16 protein-coding genes are annotated in these 17,280 nt (G+C 68.6%); 11 read left to right on the top strand and 5 right to left on the bottom strand.

Annotated elements, in window-relative coordinates; translation table 11 throughout:
• Window positions 1-5: 5 nt before the first annotated feature.
• Complete coding sequence (locus H289_RS0115100; RefSeq protein ID WP_020101638.1) at window positions 6-1,412, bottom strand: acyl-CoA synthetase; 1,407 nt, start codon at window positions 1,410-1,412, stop codon at window positions 6-8.
• 106 nt (window positions 1,413-1,518) lie between these two features.
• On the opposite strand from H289_RS0115100, the gene H289_RS0115095 reads away from it, so the two are divergent.
• Entirely contained in the window at window positions 1,519-2,253 is a 735-nt protein-coding gene (locus H289_RS0115095; protein ID WP_029105267.1) for an IclR family transcriptional regulator, read from the top strand.
• A gap of 5 nt (window positions 2,254-2,258) precedes the next feature.
• Here the strand turns inward: H289_RS0115095 and H289_RS0115090 are convergent, their stop codons facing one another.
• Window positions 2,259-3,473 (bottom strand): serine hydrolase domain-containing protein, encoded by a 1,215-nt coding sequence (locus tag H289_RS0115090; protein WP_020101636.1) that lies wholly within the window; start codon window positions 3,471-3,473, stop codon window positions 2,259-2,261.
• 111 nt (window positions 3,474-3,584) lie between these two features.
• Between H289_RS0115090 and H289_RS0115085 the strand changes: the two genes are divergently transcribed.
• The 8 genes from H289_RS0115085 (at window position 3,585) to pyrF (ending at window position 13,555) form a co-directional block, all read left to right on the top strand.
• Window positions 3,585-4,889 (top strand): MFS transporter, encoded by a 1,305-nt coding sequence (locus H289_RS0115085; protein ID WP_036420696.1) that lies wholly within the window; start codon window positions 3,585-3,587, stop codon window positions 4,887-4,889.
• Window positions 4,890-4,957: 68 nt separating this feature from the next.
• Window positions 4,958-5,530: a bifunctional pyr operon transcriptional regulator/uracil phosphoribosyltransferase PyrR gene (pyrR, locus tag H289_RS0115080; protein WP_020101634.1), complete on the top strand. Its 573-nt coding sequence runs from the start codon at window positions 4,958-4,960 to the stop codon at window positions 5,528-5,530.
• Window positions 5,527-6,471 (top strand): aspartate carbamoyltransferase catalytic subunit, encoded by a 945-nt coding sequence (locus H289_RS0115075; RefSeq protein ID WP_020101633.1) that lies wholly within the window; start codon window positions 5,527-5,529, stop codon window positions 6,469-6,471. The genes pyrR and H289_RS0115075 overlap by 4 nt, the downstream gene beginning before the upstream one ends.
• Window positions 6,468-7,787 (top strand): dihydroorotase, encoded by a 1,320-nt coding sequence (locus H289_RS0115070; protein ID WP_020101632.1) that lies wholly within the window; start codon window positions 6,468-6,470, stop codon window positions 7,785-7,787. Before H289_RS0115075 ends, H289_RS0115070 begins: the two co-directional genes overlap by 4 nt.
• On the top strand, window positions 7,784-8,287 hold the full coding sequence (locus tag H289_RS0115065) for a PH-like domain-containing protein (protein ID WP_020101631.1): 504 nt from the start codon (window positions 7,784-7,786) through the stop codon (window positions 8,285-8,287). The genes H289_RS0115070 and H289_RS0115065 overlap by 4 nt, the downstream gene beginning before the upstream one ends.
• Complete coding sequence (gene carA, locus H289_RS0115060; protein WP_020101630.1) at window positions 8,284-9,411, top strand: glutamine-hydrolyzing carbamoyl-phosphate synthase small subunit; 1,128 nt, start codon at window positions 8,284-8,286, stop codon at window positions 9,409-9,411. The genes H289_RS0115065 and carA overlap by 4 nt, the downstream gene beginning before the upstream one ends.
• Window positions 9,411-12,752, top strand: a complete 3,342-nt coding sequence (carB, locus tag H289_RS0115055) for a carbamoyl-phosphate synthase large subunit (RefSeq protein WP_020101629.1) — start codon at window positions 9,411-9,413, stop codon at window positions 12,750-12,752. The genes carA and carB overlap by 1 nt, the downstream gene beginning before the upstream one ends.
• Window positions 12,749-13,555, top strand: coding sequence for an orotidine-5'-phosphate decarboxylase (gene pyrF, locus H289_RS0115050; RefSeq protein ID WP_020101628.1), 807 nt, complete (start codon window positions 12,749-12,751; stop codon window positions 13,553-13,555). Before carB ends, pyrF begins: the two co-directional genes overlap by 4 nt.
• Here pyrF and H289_RS0115045 read toward each other — a convergent pair.
• From H289_RS0115045 to H289_RS0115035, 3 genes are all read right to left on the bottom strand, one after another.
• Window positions 13,543-14,583 (bottom strand): DUF2330 domain-containing protein, encoded by a 1,041-nt coding sequence (locus H289_RS0115045; RefSeq protein WP_036420659.1) that lies wholly within the window; start codon window positions 14,581-14,583, stop codon window positions 13,543-13,545. The genes pyrF and H289_RS0115045 overlap by 13 nt on opposite strands.
• A gap of 31 nt (window positions 14,584-14,614) precedes the next feature.
• Window positions 14,615-14,971: a hypothetical protein gene (locus H289_RS0115040; protein ID WP_020101626.1), complete on the bottom strand. Its 357-nt coding sequence runs from the start codon at window positions 14,969-14,971 to the stop codon at window positions 14,615-14,617.
• A gap of 209 nt (window positions 14,972-15,180) precedes the next feature.
• Entirely contained in the window at window positions 15,181-15,552 is a 372-nt protein-coding gene (locus tag H289_RS0115035) for a hypothetical protein (RefSeq protein WP_020101625.1), read from the bottom strand.
• Between the two features lie 757 nt (window positions 15,553-16,309).
• Here H289_RS0115035 and mihF point away from each other — a divergent pair.
• Complete coding sequence (gene mihF / locus H289_RS0115030) at window positions 16,310-16,627, top strand: integration host factor, actinobacterial type (RefSeq protein ID WP_011894593.1); 318 nt, start codon at window positions 16,310-16,312, stop codon at window positions 16,625-16,627.
• Between the two features lie 39 nt (window positions 16,628-16,666).
• On the top strand, window positions 16,667-17,221 hold the full coding sequence (gene gmk / locus H289_RS0115025; RefSeq protein ID WP_020101624.1) for a guanylate kinase: 555 nt from the start codon (window positions 16,667-16,669) through the stop codon (window positions 17,219-17,221).
• Window positions 17,222-17,280 lie beyond the last annotated feature (59 nt).

The following is a 17,280-nucleotide window of genomic DNA, read 5'->3' as shown; positions in this document are numbered from 1 at the left end:
GCGAGCTACTTGTAGTCGCCCAGTAGGGCTTTTTTCTGCACCTTGCCCATGGCATTGCGTGGCAGGGCGTCGACGAAGTGGATCTCGCGCGGGCGCTTGTGGGCCGAAAGTGACGATGCCACATGATCGATGACTGATTGCGGGCTCACGCCATCGCCGACCACGTACCCGACGATGCGCTGGCCGAGATCGTTGTCGGGCACACCGACCACCGCCGCCTCGCGGACTCCCGGGTGGGTGAGCAATGCGTGCTCGACCTCCCCGGCGCCGATCCGATAGCCGCCGGATTTGATCATGTCGACGGACTCCCGGCCGACGATCCGATGGAACCCTCCGGGATCGATGACCGCGATGTCACCGGTGCGGAACCAGCCGTCCGGCGTCATCGTCTCGGCGGTCTTGTCGGGGTTGTTCAGGTAGCCGTCGAACAGCGTCGAGCCGGCAATCTCCAACTGTCCCAGCGATTCTCCGTCGTGTGGCGCCAGATCGCCCGACTCCGTGCGGATGCGAGTGCGTACTCCGTCGACGGGCAGCCCGACCCATCCCGGTCTGCGTTCACCGTCGTACCGGGCGCTGACCGTGATGACTGTTTCGGTCATTCCGTACCGCTCGACAGGGGGTATGCCGGTGAGTGTGGTGAGCGCTTCGAACACGGGCACTGGCAGCGGTGCGCTGCCGGAAATCAGGAGTCTGGCGCCGGACAGGGCCCGCGCCGAGGCGGAATCGGCACACACCCGCGACCAAACGGTGGGCACCCCGAAATAGAGCGTTCCGCGGGCCGCGGCATACAACTCAGGCTTGGGGCGCACAGTGTGGATCAGCGGCGAGCCGATCCGCAGCGCACCAAGGACGCCAAGTACCAGGCCGTGCACGTGACATAGCGGAAGTCCTTGCACCAGAACGTCGTCGGGATTCCACTGCCACGCAGCGGCAACGCCGTCGATGCCCGCGGCTATGGCGCGCCGCGAGAGCACTACACCCTTGGGGGCTCCGGTGGTGCCGGAGGTATAGACGATGAGCGCCGCCGACGACGGGTCGGGTTCGGTCCAGGTGGTGTCGGAACACTCGGAGGGGTCGATGTCCAGAATCGGGAGCGAGACATCAGGACGCGCTGCGCCGGCCCAGATCTCGGCGCCGGAATCAGCCAGGATGTGGCCGAGTTCGGCGGACCCGGAATCTGGCGGCACCGGTACCGCGGGAACGCCAGCGATCAGGCATCCGACCACTGCGATGACCGTTTCGATGTCGGGCGTCGCGTTGATCGCCACGGCGCGGCAGTTGCCGACTTTGTCCGCGACTGCGCCGGCCGCCTCGAGAAGTTCTGTGGAGTGGAGCGAACGATCACCCACGGTCACGATCGGCCGGCGGTCGTCGCGATGGGCGTGGATTGAATGAAGTAGCGGGGCTGACATGACCAGGCCTTCTTAGTATGGTCCACTATATGGACCGATGGACTATATTGCGGACCAACGTTAGGCTGTGGTTTTACAGGGCGTCAAGGGTGGAGAGGAGCGCGCGGTGAACAGTGTGCTCACCGCGCTGCGCGTATTCGAGGAGGTTGCAACCGCGCAACCGGTCGGGCTGAGCGAACTCACCCGGCGGCTCGGGATTCCGAAGGCCACCGTGCAGCGCAATCTGAAGACCCTGGCCGAAGCCGGTTGGATCAGGCCCACATCCGACGGCGGGCGTTGGGAGATAACAGGTTTGGCCTATCGGCTGGGTAGCGCGGTCGCCACCCGGGACAACTTGCGCGAAGCTGCCTTGCCGGAATTGGCTGCGCTGCAGTCGATCACCAGCGAGACTGTTCACCTCGCCGTGCCCGACGGAGATGAACTCGTGCTTGTCGAACGACTCGACAGTTCGCACCAGCTGCGAGCATTCCTGCCCTTGGGCACCCGGTTGCCATTGCACGCCGCCGCGACGGGTAAGGCGTATCTGGCGACGCTGGACGACGAACGAATCGAGGCGTACCTGGCCGGCGCGCCGGCCAAGGTCGCCGTCAACACGATCACCGATCCGGAATGGCTGTGGGAAGAGGTGCGGGTTACCCGGCAACGTGGCTATGCCGTCACAGTCGAGGGTCTGCACGACGGCATATCCGCGGTCGCGGTGGCGGTACGCGGGCGCGATGGCTTGGCCCGGGCCTGCTTCAGCATCTCGGGGCCGTCGGTACGGATGACAGCCGACCGGCTCACCGAGTACGCCGCAGTCGCGCTGAAAGCCCAAGCGGCAATTGAGCGTTCGCTGGACTGAGGCGGCTACAAGTCCAGCGCCTGATACGTCCGCTTCACGAATTTCGGTCGCGCCGAACGGAGTTTGGCCTGCGAGGCATTGCCGGCGACAGCTGCCGCGGCATCCACGCTGAGCTCCGGCTGATTCTGGATCAGGTAGATCAGGATCAGGTTCGCGTTCGGGTCGGCCTGCCACCACGTGCCGAAGGCGCCCGGCCAACTGAACGTGCCGGGGCCGCCGGGACCGAAGAACGGCGTCGCCTTGGCCTCGTCGGTGACGAGCGACAGGTTCAGTCCGAAGCCGCGGCCGATCCAGAACGGCGCGCCCAGGAAGTTCTGCGACTTCTGTTCGGCGGTCAACCGGTCGGTCCGCATGGACCGCACCGATTCCTCCGACAGCACCCTTACTCCGTCGACCTCGCCGCCGGCCAGCAGCATCCGCGCGAACGTCAGGTAGTCGTCGACGGTCGACCAGAGTCCGCCGCCGCCGGCGCAGAAGGTCGGCGGCATCACCTGCGGCGGGCCCATCTTCCCGGGCTGAAGGCGCAGGGCGTCTCCGTCGGCGGCCAGCTGGTACATGGTCGCCGCGCGGCGCCGGCCCGAGTGCGTCACCGCGAAACCGGTGTCGACCATGTTCAGCGGTTTGAAGATGCGCTCCGCCAACACATCTGGCAGCGGCTTGCCCTCGATGCGCGACAGCAGGAAGCCCAGCACGTCGGTCGACTGGCTGTAGGTCAGCGCGTCACCGGGCTGGTGGGCCAGCGGCAGCTGTCCCAGCTCGGCCAGCCAGCGGTCGGGGTCCTGCAGCGACTGCAGCTTGTTGTAGGCCCGGCCCAGTGGCGGCGGCACGGTGAATCCGTAGGCCAGACCGCCGCGGTGGGTCATCAGATCCTCGACGGTGATGGGCCGCCGGGCGGGCACGGACCGGTCCAAGGGTCCGTCGAGGCTCGTCATCACGCGCGGGTTGGCGAGTTCGGGAATCCAGTTCGCGATGGGATCGGTCAAGGCCAGCCGGCCCTCGTCGACCAGCGTCATGGCCGCCGCGACGGTGATCGGCTTGGACATCGACGCGATGCGGAAGACGGTGTCGCGCTCCATCGGCAGCTTGGCTTCCACGTCGCGGTGGCCGAGCGTGTTGACCTGCCGCACCGCGCCGTCCTGCCACACCAGCGTGACCGCGCCGGCCAGCAGGCCGGTGTCGATCGCCGCGCTGACCGATTCGGTGTTCGCGTCGAGATTCACCCCGTCACGTTAACCGGTGGGGGTGGGATGGTCGCGGTACCGTCCGAACCATCGGGAAGGTAGGCGATACTGCCTGACGTGGCTGCTGACGTGTCGACCCCGATCACACCGATGAACAAGGTGGCGTTCGCCAGTTTCATCGGCACCGCGATCGAGTTCTACGACTTCTACATCTACGGGACAGCCGCGGCGCTGATCTTCCCGCAGGTGTTCTTCCCGAACCTGCCGCCCGCCATGGCGACCATCTCGTCGCTCGCGACGTTCGCGGTCGCGTTCCTGGCCCGCCCGATCGGCGCGGCCGTCTTCGGGCATTTCGGAGATCGGCTGGGCCGCAAGAAGACTCTCGTCGCGACGCTGCTCATCATGGGGTTGTCGACCGTCGGTGTCGGCCTGGTGCCCAGCACGGCGTCGATCGGCCTCTCCGCGCCGATCATCCTGCTGACGCTGCGGGTGTTCCAGGGCTTCGCGGTCGGCGGGGAGTGGGCCGGCTCGGCACTGCTCAGTGCCGAGTACGCCCCGGCCGGAAAACGCGGTATGTACGGCATGTTCACGCAGTTGGGCGCCGGCGCGGGCCTGGCCGTCAGCAACCTGGTGGTGCTGATCGCCAACGTGACGATCGGGGAGAAGAGCCCGGTGTTCCTGGACTGGGGCTGGCGGCTGCCGTTCCTGTTCAGCGCCGTGCTGCTGGCCGTGGCGCTGTACGTGCGGCTGACCATCGACGAGACGCCGGTGTTCGTCGCCGAGCAGAAGCGGGGCACCGTGCCCCGTGCCCCGTTCAGAGAGCTGGTGCGCCGGCAGAGCAAGCAGGTGCTGCTCGGTGCCGGCTGCATGGTCGGCATCTTCACCATGAGCTTCCTCGGCGGCACCTACCTGATGAGTTACGCCAGCACCCGCATCCACCATCCGCGGACGCTGATCCTGTCGGTCGGGGTCCTGGCCGGGGTGTCGCTCATGGTGTTCTCGGCGATCTCGGCGGTGCTGTGCGACCGGTACGGGCGGCGCCGCGTCATCCTGGTCGGCTTCGGGCTGGCACTGCCGTGGGCGTTCCTCGTCATGCCGCTCATCGACTCCGGCTCGCCGGTGGCCTTCGCGGTGGCGATCGCCGGCATCTTCTGCATCTTCGGGCTCGCCTACGGGCCCATCGGGGCGTTCCTGCCTGAGACGTTCGCCACCCGCTACCGCTACACCGGCGCCGGCATGGCCTTCAATCTCGCCGGGATCGTCGGCGGCGCGCTGCCGCCGCTGGTCGCCGGGCCGCTCGTCGCCGCCCTCGGGAGCTGGGCCGTTGGGCTGCTGATCGCCGTCTTCGTGCTGGTCAGCATCGTCTGCACGCTGGTGTTGCCCGAAACTCGCGGCACCGAGCTCGACGATGCGCGCGGCGACATGCGTGACGGTGACGCCGTGGCGGCCTGCTAAGCTACGCGGCTAGTTAGACGTCCTTTAACGATCCGTCCAGAGAGGCGGAGAAGGAGGTCCGGTGTCTCGTGGGTGACTCCACCGACCGGGAATTGCTGTCCGCTGCCGACGTCGGCCGGACCATCTCGCGCATCGCGCATCAGATCATCGAAAAGACCGCGCTCGACGCGCCCGACGCCCCGCGCGTGGTGCTGCTCGGCATCCCGACCCGCGGCGTCACCCTGGCCGCCCGCATCGCCGAGAAGGTCAAGGAATTCTCCGGCGTCGAGCTGCCTGCCGGTGCGCTCGACATCACGCTCTACCGCGACGACCTGAACTTCAAACCGCCCCGCGCGCTGGCCTCGACCTCGATCCCGGAGGGCGGCATCGACGACGCGACGGTGATCCTCGTCGACGACGTGCTGTACTCCGGCCGCTCCGTCCGCTCGGCCCTGGACGCGCTGCGCGACATCGGCCGCCCCCGCATGGTGCAGCTCGCCGTCCTCGTCGACCGCGGCCACCGTGAGCTGCCCATCCGCGCCGACTACGTCGGCAAGAACGTCCCGACGTCGCGCAGTGAGAACGTCAAGGTGCGGCTGTCAGAGACCGACGGCGGAGACGACCACGTCTCCATTGCCCCCTACGGAGGACCCACCAGGTGAAGCATCTGCTGTCCGCCTCGGACCTGAGCCGCGATGCGGCGACGGCCATCCTCGATGACGCCGACAAGTTCCGGGAAGCGCTGCTGGGCCGCGACGTCAAGAAGCTCCCGACGTTGCGCGGCCGCACCGTCATCACGATGTTCTACGAGAACTCCACCCGCACGCGGGTGTCGTTCGAGGTGGCCGGCAAGTGGATGAGCGCCGACGTCATCAACGTCAGCGCCTCCGGCTCGTCGGTCGCCAAGGGCGAGTCGCTACGCGACACGGCGCTGACCCTGCGCGCCGCGGGCGCCGACGCGCTGATCATCCGGCACCCGGCTTCCGGTGCGGCGCAACAGCTTGCGGCCTGGACCCGTGAAGAGCACGGCGGGCCGTCGGTGATCAACGCCGGCGACGGCACTCACGAACACCCGACGCAGGCACTGCTCGACGCGCTGACCATCCGCCAGCGCCTCGGCGGCCTCGAGGGCCGGCGCGTGGTGATCGTCGGCGACATCCTGCACAGCCGGGTGGCGCGCTCCAACGTCTCGCTGCTGTCGACGCTGGGCGCCGAGGTGGTGCTGGTGGCGCCGCCGACGCTGCTGCCCGTCGGGGTCGCCGGCTGGCCGGTGACGGTCTCGCACGACCTGGACGCCGAACTGCCGGCCGCCGACGCGGTCCTGATGCTGCGGGTGCAGGCCGAGCGGATGAACGGCGCGTTCTTCCCGTCGGCGCGCGAGTACTCGGTGCGCTACGGGCTGTCCGAGAAGCGCCTGGCCGGGTTGAGCGAGGACACGGTGGTGTTGCACCCCGGTCCGATGCTGCGCGGCATGGAGATCGCCTCGTCGGTCGCCGACTCGTCGCAATCAGCTGTACTGCAACAGGTTTCGAATGGGGTGCATGTTCGTATGGCAGTGCTGTTCCAGCTTCTCGTGGGTGCGGGCCGGGAGGTGATCGCGTGAGTACGGTGATTCGCGGGGTCCGGCTGTACGGCGAGGGTGATCCGGTCGACGTGCTGATCTCTGATGGTCAGATTGCCGAAATCGGTAGCGGCCTGACGGGTGACGAGGTCATCGACGCCGCCGGCCAGATCATGCTGCCCGGCTTCGTCGACCTGCACACCCACCTGCGTGAGCCCGGCCGCGAGTATGCCGAGGACATCGAAACCGGTTCGGCGGCAGCCGCCCTCGGTGGTTACACCGCGGTGTTCGCCATGGCCAACACCGATCCCGTCGCCGACACCGTCGTGGTCACCGACCACGTCTGGCACCGCGGGCAGCAGGTCGGCCTGGTCGACGTGCACCCCGTCGGCGCCGTCACCGTCGGGCTCGACGGCAAGCAGCTCACCGAGATGGGCCTCATGGCCGCCGGTGCCGGGCAGGTCCGGATGTTCTCCGACGACGGCATCTGCGTCGACGACCCGCTGGTGATGCGCCGGGCGCTGGAATACGCTGCGGGACTTGGCGTCCTGATCGCCCAGCACGCCGAGGAACCGCGCCTGACCGTCGGCGCCGTCGCCCATGAGGGCCCGAACGCCGCCCGGCTGGGACTGGCCGGCTGGCCGCGCTCGGCCGAGGAATCCATCGTCGCCCGGGACGCGATCCTCGCCCGCGACGCCGGTGCCCGCGTGCACATCTGTCACGCCTCCACCGCCGGCACCGTCGAGCTGATCAAATGGGCCAAGGCGCAGGGCATTTCGATCACCGCCGAGGTCACCCCGCACCACCTGCTGCTCGACGACAGCCGCCTCGCGGACTACGACGGCCGCAACCGCGTCAACCCGCCGCTGCGCGAGGCCAGTGACGCCGAGGCGCTGCGCCAGGCCCTGGCCGACGGCGTGATCGACTGCGTCGCAACCGATCACGCGCCACACGCCGAGCACGAGAAGATGTGCGAGTTCGCCCACGCCCGTCCCGGCATGCTCGGCCTGCAGACCGCGTTGTCGGTGGTGGTCGAGACCATGGTGGCGCCCGGACTGCTCAGCTGGCGCGACGTCGCCCGTGTGATGAGCGAGGCACCGGCCGCCATCGTCGGCCTGCCCGACCAGGGCCGCCCGCTGGCGGTCGGCGAGCCCGCCAACCTGACCGTGGTGGACCCCGACGCGACCTGGACGGTGCAGGGCACCGGCCTGGCCAGCCGCTCGGACAACACGCCGTACGAATCGATGACGCTGCCCGCCACCGTCACGCTGACGATGCTGCGCGGCAAGGTGACCGCGCGGGACGGAGACAGTCCACCGGCGGGCAGGAGCGCAGCGACCGGGGAATCGACGCAGTGAACACAGGGACTCTGATCACCTACCTGGTGCTGGCCGCCGTCGTGGTGGTGCTGCTCGGGTTCGCGATCCGGCAGATGCTCAGGGGCTGGGTGCACCGGGTGCAGCGGCAGGCCGGCGCCGTCGGCCTGCTGCCCGCGCTGCCCGACACCGTGGGACCGGCGATCGTGCCCGCCACCAAGGGCATGTACATCGGCAGCACCTTCGCGCCGAGCTGGCAGGACCGAATCGCGGTGGGCTCGCTCGGGTTTCGCAGCAAGGCCGTGCTGACGCGCTACCCCGAGGGCATCATGCTGCAGCTCACCGGCGGCAGCCCGATCTGGATTCCCGACGAATCCATCACCGCGATCCGCACCGAGCGGGCCATCGCCGGCAAGGTGCTCACATACGACGGGATTCTCGCCATCCGGTGGCAGCTGCCGTCGGGTACCGAGATCGATACCGGATTCCGCAGCGACGACCGTCGCGAACTGGCCAAATGGGTTGAGGAGGACAGCAAGTGACGAGCGAGCAGACCGCCGTACTGGTGCTGGAGGACGGCCGGGTGTTCACCGGAACACCGTTCGGCGCAGTGGGCCAGACGCTGGGTGAGGCGGTGTTCTCCACCGGCATGTCGGGTTACCAGGAGACGCTGACCGACCCGAGCTACCACCGGCAGATCGTGGTGGCCACCGCGCCGCAGATCGGCAACACCGGCTGGAACGGCGAGGACAACGAGAGCCGCGACGACAAGATCTGGGTCGCCGGCTACGTCGTCCGCGACCCGTCGCCGCGCGCCTCCAACTGGCGCGCCACCGGCACCCTCGACGACGAACTGGTGCGCCAGGGCATCGTCGGCATCGCCGGCGTCGACACCCGCGCCATCGTGCGGCACCTACGCAACTTCGGCTCGATGAAGGCCGGCGTCTTCTCCGGTCCGGCCCTGGCCGACATCGACACCCTGGTGGACCGCGTCCGCAACCAGCCGTCGATGCTGGGCGCCGACCTGGCCGGCGAGGTCAGCACCGGCGACCGCTACGTCGTCGAACCCGTTGGTGCGGAGCGCTTCTCGATCGCCGCCATCGACCTCGGGATCAAGACCAACACGCCGCGTAACTTCGCCGCCCGCGGCATCCGCAGCCATGTGCTGCCGTCGTCGGTGACGTTCGACGAGGTCGCCGCCCTCAAGGTCGACGGCGTGTTCCTGTCCAACGGCCCGGGTGACCCGGCCACCGCCGACCACATGGTCGAGTTCACCCAGCAGGTGCTCTCGGCCGGAATCCCGTTGTTCGGCATCTGCTTCGGCAACCAGATTCTGGGCCGCGCGCTCGGCCGCTCGACCTACAAGATGACCTTCGGTCACCGCGGCATCAACATCCCGGTCGTGGAGCGAGCCACCGGACGCATCGCGATCACCGCGCAGAACCACGGCTTCGCCCTGGAAGGTGAAGCCGGGGAAGAGTTCGACACCCCGTTCGGCCGCGCGGTGGTGAGCCACACCTGCGCCAACGACGGTGTGGTGGAAGGTGTTTCGCTGCTCGACGGCCGCGCCTTCTCGGTGCAGTACCACCCGGAAGCAGCGGCCGGTCCGCACGACGCCGAGTACCTGTTCGACAAGTTCGCCGATCTCATGGCAGGGGAGAAGTAATGCCACGCCGCTCAGACCTCAACCACGTCCTGGTGATCGGGTCCGGCCCGATCGTCATCGGCCAGGCCTGCGAGTTCGACTACTCGGGCACCCAGGCCTGTCGCGTGCTGCGCGCCGAGGGCCTGCAGGTCAGCCTGATCAACTCCAACCCGGCGACGATCATGACCGACCCGGAGTACGCCGACAACACCTACGTCGAGCCCATCACCCCGGCGTTCGTCGAGAAGATTTTTGCGCAGCAGGCCGAGCGCGGTAACAAGATCGACGCGGTGCTGGCCACCCTCGGCGGGCAGACCGCGCTCAACACCGCGGTCGCGCTGCATGAGAACGGGGTGCTGGAGAAGTACGGCGTCGAGATGATCGGCGCGGACTTCGACGCCATCCAGCGCGGCGAGGACCGGCAGAAGTTCAAGGACATCGTCGCCAAGGTCGGTGGCGAATCCGCCCGCAGCCGAGTCTGTTTCACTATGGACGAGGTCCGCGAGACCGTCGCCGACCTCGGCCTGCCGGTCGTGGTCCGGCCGTCCTTCACCATGGGCGGCCTGGGCTCGGGCATGGCCTACACCAACGAGGACGTCGAGCGGATGGCCGGCGACGGCCTGGCCGCATCGCCTTCCGCCAACGTGCTGATCGAGGAATCGATCTACGGCTGGAAGGAATACGAGCTCGAGCTCATGCGCGATCACCACGACAACGTCGTGATCGTCTGCTCGATCGAGAACTTCGATCCGATGGGCGTGCACACCGGCGACTCGGTGACCGTCGCGCCGGCCATGACCCTGACCGACCGCGAATACCAGATCATGCGCGACCTCGGCATCGCGATCCTGCGCGAGGTCGGCGTCGACACCGGTGGCTGCAACATCCAGTTCGCCATCAACCCGGCCGACGGCCGCCTTATCGTCATCGAGATGAACCCGCGCGTGTCGCGCTCGAGCGCATTGGCTTCCAAGGCAACGGGTTTCCCGATCGCCAAGATCGCCGCGAAGCTCGCCATCGGCTACACGCTGGACGAGATCGTCAACGACATCACCAAGGAAACCCCGGCCTGTTTCGAGCCGACCCTGGACTACGTCGTCGTCAAGGCACCCCGGTTCGCGTTCGAGAAGTTCCCCGGCGCCGACCAGACGCTGACCACCACCATGAAGTCGGTGGGCGAGGCGATGTCGCTGGGCCGCAACTTCATCGAGGCGCTCGGCAAGGTGATGCGCTCGCTGGAGACCAAGCGCGCCGGGTTCTGGACCGGAACCGATCCCGACAAGACGCTCGACGAACTGCTCACCGGACTGCGCACAGCGACCGACGGCCGGCTCTACGACATCGAACAGGCGCTGCGCCTTGGTGGTTCGGTCGAGGTCGTCGCCGAGGCCTCGGGTGTGGACCCGTGGTTCGTCGACCAGATCGCCACCCTGGTGGCGCTGCGCGGCGAACTCGTCGACGCGCCGGTGCTCAACGAGCGTCTGCTGCGCCGTGCCAAGTACAGCGGCCTGTCCGACCGCCAGATCGCCGCGCTGCGGCCGGAATTGGCGGGCGAGGCCGGTGTACGCGCGCTGCGCGAGCGGCTCGGTATCCGGCCGGTGTACAAGACCGTCGACACCTGCGCCGCCGAGTTCGACGCCAAGACGCCGTACCACTACAGCAGCTACGAGCTGGACCCTGCGGCCGAGACCGAGGTGGCCCCGCAGACCGAGAAGCCCAAGGTGCTGATCCTGGGCTCGGGCCCGAACCGCATCGGGCAGGGCATCGAGTTCGACTACAGCTGCGTGCACGCGGCAACCACGTTGAGCCAGGCCGGTTTCGAGACCGTCATGGTGAACTGCAACCCGGAGACGGTCTCGACCGACTACGACACCGCGGACCGGCTGTACTTCGAGCCGCTCACCTTCGAGGACGTGCTCGAGGTGTACCACGCCGAGCAGGCCTCCGGCGCCGGCGGCCCGGGCGTTGTCGGCGTGATCGTGCAGCTCGGTGGCCAGACCCCGCTGGGCCTGGCCGACCGGCTCGAGAAGGCCGGGGTGCCCGTCGTCGGCACCAGCCCCAAGGCCATCGACCTGGCCGAGGACCGCGGCGAGTTCGGTGAGGTGCTCCGCGCCGCCGGTCTGCCGGCTCCGCGTTTCGGCACCGCAACGAGTTTCGAGCAGGCCCGCCGGATCGCCTCCGACATCGGCTACCCGGTGCTGGTGCGCCCGTCGTACGTGCTGGGTGGCCGCGGCATGGAGATCGTCTACGACGAGCAGACCCTGCAGGGCTACATCGAGCGGGCCACCGAACTCTCGCCCGAGCACCCCGTGCTGGTCGACCGGTTCCTGGAAGATGCCATCGAGATCGACGTCGACGCCCTGTGCGACGGCACCGAGGTGTACATCGGCGGCGTGATGGAGCACATCGAGGAAGCCGGCATCCACTCCGGCGACTCGGCCTGTGCGCTGCCGCCGGTCACGTTGGGCCGCACCGACATCGCCGCCGTGCGCAAGGCCACCGAGGCCATCGCCCACGGCATCGGCGTGGTCGGTCTGCTCAACGTGCAGTACGCCCTCAAGGACGACGTGTTGTACGTGCTGGAGGCCAACCCGCGCGCCAGCCGTACGGTGCCCTTCGTCTCGAAGGCCACCGCGGTGCCGCTGGCCAAGGCCTGCGCCCGGGTCATGTTGGGCGCCACCATCGCCGAGCTGCGGGCCGAGGGCATCCTGGTCGCCGAGGGCGACGGCGCGAGCGTCGCGCCCAACGCTCCGATCGCGGTGAAGGAAGCCGTCCTGCCGTTCCACCGGTTCCGCAAAGCCGATGGCTCGCAGGTGGATTCGCTGCTCGGACCGGAGATGAAGTCGACCGGTGAGGTCATGGGCATCGACAGCGATTTCGGTACCGCCTTCGCCAAGAGCCAGACCGCGGCCTACGGCTCGCTGCCCTCGGGCGGCACGGTGTTTGTGTCGGTGGCCAACCGCGACAAGCGCTCGCTGGTGTTCCCGGTCAAGCGCCTGGCCGATCTCGGCTTCCGGGTGCTGGCCACCGAGGGCACCGCGGAGATGCTGCGCCGCAACGGCATTCCGTGCGAGGTCGTCCGCAAGAACTTCGAAGAGCCCAGCCCGGACCGCCCGGCGATGTCGGCGGTCGACGCCATCAAGGCCGGCGAGGTCGACATGGTGATCAACACGCCGTACGGCAACTCGGGTCCGCGCATCGACGGCTACGAGATTCGCTCGGCCGCGGTGTCGGCCAGCATCCCGTGCGTGACGACGGTGCAGGGCGCGTCGGCCGCGGTACAGGGCATCGAGGCCGGCATTCGCGGTGACATCGGCGTGCGGTCGCTGCAGGAGTTGCACAGTCAGTTGGCCGAGAAGTGACGTTCGGGCCTCGCTTGCGGGCCGCCATGGCAGAGCGGGGTCCGCTCTGCCTGGGCATCGACCCGCACCCGGAGCTCCTGACGGCGTGGGGTCTGCCGGTGTCGGCCGACGGCGTCGCGGCGTTCAGTGACATCTGCGTCGAGGCGTTCGCGGGCTTCGCGATCGTCAAGCCGCAGGTCGCGTTCTTCGAGGCCTACGGTTCGGCGGGCTTCGTCGTGCTGGAACGGACCATCGCCCGGCTGCGGGAGGCCGGCGTCCTGGTGCTGGCCGACGCCAAGCGCGGTGACATCGGCTCGACCATGGCCGCCTACGCGCAGGCGTGGGCGGGCGATTCGCCGCTCGCCGCCGATGCGGTGACGGCGTCGCCGTACCTCGGCTTCGGCTCACTGCAGCCGCTGCTCGACGTCGCGGCCGCCCACGGCCGCGGGGTGTTCGTACTGGCCGCCACGTCCAATCCGGAGGGTGCGTCGGTGCAGCGCGCGGTGGCGGGCGAGCGCACCGTGGCGCAGGCGATCGTCGACGATGTCGCCGCGGTGAATGCCGCGGGCGACGGCTCGGTGGGCGTCGTCGTCGGCGCCACGCTGGCCGAGGTCCCCGATCTGTCGCAGCTCGGCGGTCCGGTGCTGATGCCCGGCGTCGGCGCGCAGGGCGGTCGCCCGGACGCGCTGGCCGGGCTCGGCGGCGCGCAGCCGGGCACCTTGCTGCCCGCGGTGTCGCGTGAGGTGCTGCGGGCCGGGCCGGATGTCGCGGCCGTGCGGGCCGCGGGGGAGAAGCTCCGCGACGCTGTGGCCTACTTGGCCTGACGCCTGCGGCGGCGCGTCCACAGCACCGTGACCAGCAGTGCGCCGGCGACCGCGGCCGCGAGCAGGGCCAGGCCCGTGACGTCGCCGCGGTTGCGGGTCCGGTAGATCACCTGCGCGTAATCGGAATCGGTTGCGGCCCTGGCAAATACGTAGTCGCCGTCGATGCGCTGCGGCTCGTCGAGGTGGTCGGTCCAGCGGGTCAGGTAGTGGCCCCGGTACTCGGCGAGCGCCGGTGTGTCGACGCGTCCGGCGTATTGCAGCGTCGGCGCGTTGCCGGGCACGGGCACCGCGCGGGGATCCATCCGGTGGTCGGCCAGCACGTACAGATCGACCCGCTGCGGCGCCGTCGCCGATCGGGACAGCCGCATCGGATACACGGCGGTGTCCGAGGCGAACGACAGCCGCAGGGGCTGCAGGTTCCCCGACAATGTCGCGCCGGCGGCATCGGGGGCGAGCTGGATCGCGACGATCTCCCAGCGGTCCGCGACGTACGGCGCCAGGTTGGCATCGAGGCCGTCGGGGTGGGGAAAGCCCTTGGTGGTCAGCCAGCCGGCGAGGGCCGCGGGGTCGTCGCCGGCCAGGCGCGTGACGTCGAACGGTCCGATCCGCTGATTGCCCAGCACGCTGACGCCACCGGGTCGCGCACCCGCACTCTCGAGCGCGCCTCGTGAACCCTCGGTGAGCCAGTCGAAGGTGGGCCACCAGCTGTCCCGGTATTCCACCCGGGGCGCGGTGATACGCGCCAGCTCGGTGAACACTCCCGCGTCGCCCAACGTCACGTGCGCGGCCGACGGCACGGGCATCACCCAGGCGGCCCGATCGGAGGCGCCGCGCACCCCGAACGACATCAGGATGTCCTCGTTGCGGCCGTCCCAGGCGATCAGGGCGCGCTCGTCGACGACGGCGGCGCCGGCGCGGTCCGGGATGTAGGCGCCGCAACCGCAGGCCCATGCCGGAGCCGCGATGTTCGCCGTCAGGGTGGCGAACAGCAGCATCAGGACGCACAGCGACCGGTACGCGACAGCCATCGGCATGAACGTACCGGCCGTGCGCCTCAGGTCACAGCGGAATCCAGATGGGGCCGAGCCAGAAGCCCCAGGCACTGAAGCGGGGCTCGAACACCGGGCTCACCCATTGGCCGTTGTAGCTGAACGGCTGGTGGTCGAAGCGGCCGTCATCGATGCCGCGGCCACGCCAGTCCCGGCCGCGGTCATCGCGCCAGCCGTCGCGATCGTCATGCCAATCAACGCCGCGCTGCCAGCCGCCGCGGTCGTCGCGGTGGTCGCCATGGCCCCCGCACGGGGCGCCCGGCCCGCACCAGTCGGCGCTCGCGGTCGCCAGGCCGATGCCGAAGAGGCCGGCGGCCCCGATGCCGGCGGCCAGAGTGGATGCGGTCAATGCCTGCTTGATCTTCATGCCGCTGACGCTATGGGAGTTCGATGGGCGTGCACTTAGCTGTACTTAGGTGTGTGCTGTGCGTGCGCTCGTGGTGCGGGAACGGTTCCGGTAGGCCTGTGAACATGTTGTGCGGCAGCCATTTTGGCACGCCGTTCCGAATACGACGAGACGGCCCACCACAGGATGTGGCGGGCCGTCTCGTTGCTGGAACGATCAGCGGGCGTCGATCACAGCGGAATCCAGATGGGGCCGAGCCAGAAGCCCCAGGCGTTGTGGCCGTTGTCCCATACCGGGTTCACCCACTGACCGTTGTAGTCGAAGGGCTGGTGGTCGAAGCGGGCATCGTCGATGCCGCGGTGCTGCCAGTCGCGGCCCTGGTTGTCGTGCCAGTTGTCGTCACGGCCGACGGGCGCCGCCGGGCCGCGGTTGTCACCCGGGCCACGATTGTCGCCCGGCCCGCGGTTGTCGTGCTGGCCGCACGGCGCGTTCGGCGGGCAGCCCGGATCGGCATTGGCGCCGGCCAGGCCGACCCCGAACAGCCCGGCGACGCCGATGCCGGCGGCCAGGGTGGATGCGGTCAACGCTCGTTTGAGTTTCATGGCTGCTCAGTCCTCCTCGTGATGGGTTCGCCATTGAAGTTAGGACCGCCTAATGTGCGCCCACTTTGGTGTCGTTAGGTGTGTGCTGTGCATGCCGCAACGGTTCGGTCACCGGGCGCTGATCGTTGCCTGTGGAGCACATGACCAGATGGGAAAGCGTTGGGCAGGAAACGGTTTCATCACAAGACGGTCTTCGGGTCGAGGTGGGCGAGCCCGGCCACATCGTTGCGTCGGGCCGAGCCCGAGTTTGCGGAGGCTGCGTGGCGCCGCTCAGCTGTGGTGCGCCGCCCGTGTTGCGGGGTGCGGAACCGGTCGCCGAACCGGCAAAAAGCCCTCGATTTGGGCGGTCCAACCGCCCAAATCGGCCGTCGGCGGCGCCGGCAGTGCACCGACCCGTTCGGCCCGGCACCGACACGCCCGACACGCCGTGACCTGCGAAAATTTTCCTGATAAACGCCGGATGGCGGCCCGAAAAACGGCCGGACGCGGTCCCGGCCGCGCGGCCGTCATCCCACTGAGTGCTCAAAACCCTTGATACGCAGGCAGATCTGTGGCTGCAGTACCCCGAAACCGGCCTTGTCGAGCTTGCACTTCGCGGCCATCCGGAGCCGCCGTTCGCACTACACGCTGGGGTTTTAGCTTCGTTACCCGGGGGGTGGGGTTAGCGCTTGTCGGGAAGCGTGGGTACGGTCGTCGTCGCTGGCTGGTTCACCCCAGCCGTGACAGAAATTATTTGACGGAGAATCGGAGGAACCCCGTGGCCCTTCCCCAGTTGACCGACGAACAGCGCGCGGCAGCGTTGGAGAAGGCTGCTGCCGCACGTCGAGCACGTGCCGAGTTGAAAGACCGGCTCAAGCGCGGCGGCACCAACCTCAAGCAGGTCCTGACGGACGCCGAGACCGACGAGGTCCTCGGCAAGATGAAGGTTTCCGCTCTGCTGGAAGCCCTGCCCAAGGTCGGCAAGGTCAAGGCGCAGGAGATCATGACCGAGCTGGAGATCGCTCCGACCCGCCGTCTGCGCGGCCTGGGCGACCGTCAGCGCAAGGCCCTGCTGGAAAAGTTCGACTTTTCCTGATCTGACGCAAGACTGACGAGCAGTAGGGGCCGGACGGCAATGAACCGTGTTGTTGTGCTGTCCGGCCCCTCTGCCGTGGGCAAATCCACGGTCGTGCGCTGCCTGCGTGAGCGGGTGCCCGACCTGCATTTCAGTGTCTCCGCCACGACGCGTGAACCGCGTCCGGGCGAGGTCGACGGTGTCGACTACACATTCGTCTCGGCCGACGAGTTCCAGCGCCTCATCGATGACGGCGAGCTGCTCGAATGGGCCGAAATCCACGGGGGACTGCAGCGCTCCGGCACCCCCGCCCGCCCGGTCCGGGAAGCCATCGCCGCTGGTCGGCCCGTCCTCATCGAGGTCGATCTGGCCGGCGCCCGGGCCGTCAAGGAGGCCATGCCCGAGGTGCTGACGGTGTTCCTCGCGCCGCCCAGCTGGGAAGCGCTCGAGAGCCGTCTCATCGGTCGCGGCACCGAAAGCGCCGAGGTGCAGGCCCGCCGCCTGGACACCGCGCGGGCCGAACTGGCCGCTCAGGACAGTTTCGATGTGACTGTTGTCAACAGTCGGTTGGAATCCGCCTGTGCAGAATTGGTATCCTTGCTGGTGGGCCGCTGAGCGGTCTGCGCTCTACCGCACAGATATCGCTGATAGCGACGCCATCAACACAGACCAAC

The sequence above is a fragment of the Mycobacterium sp. 360MFTsu5.1 genome (assembly GCF_000383495.1).
GTDB lineage: Bacteria > Actinomycetota > Actinomycetes > Mycobacteriales > Mycobacteriaceae > Mycobacterium > Mycobacterium mucogenicum_B.
The sequence above is the reverse complement of the archived record's forward strand: the minus strand, read 5'-3'. Positions and strand labels throughout refer to the sequence as shown.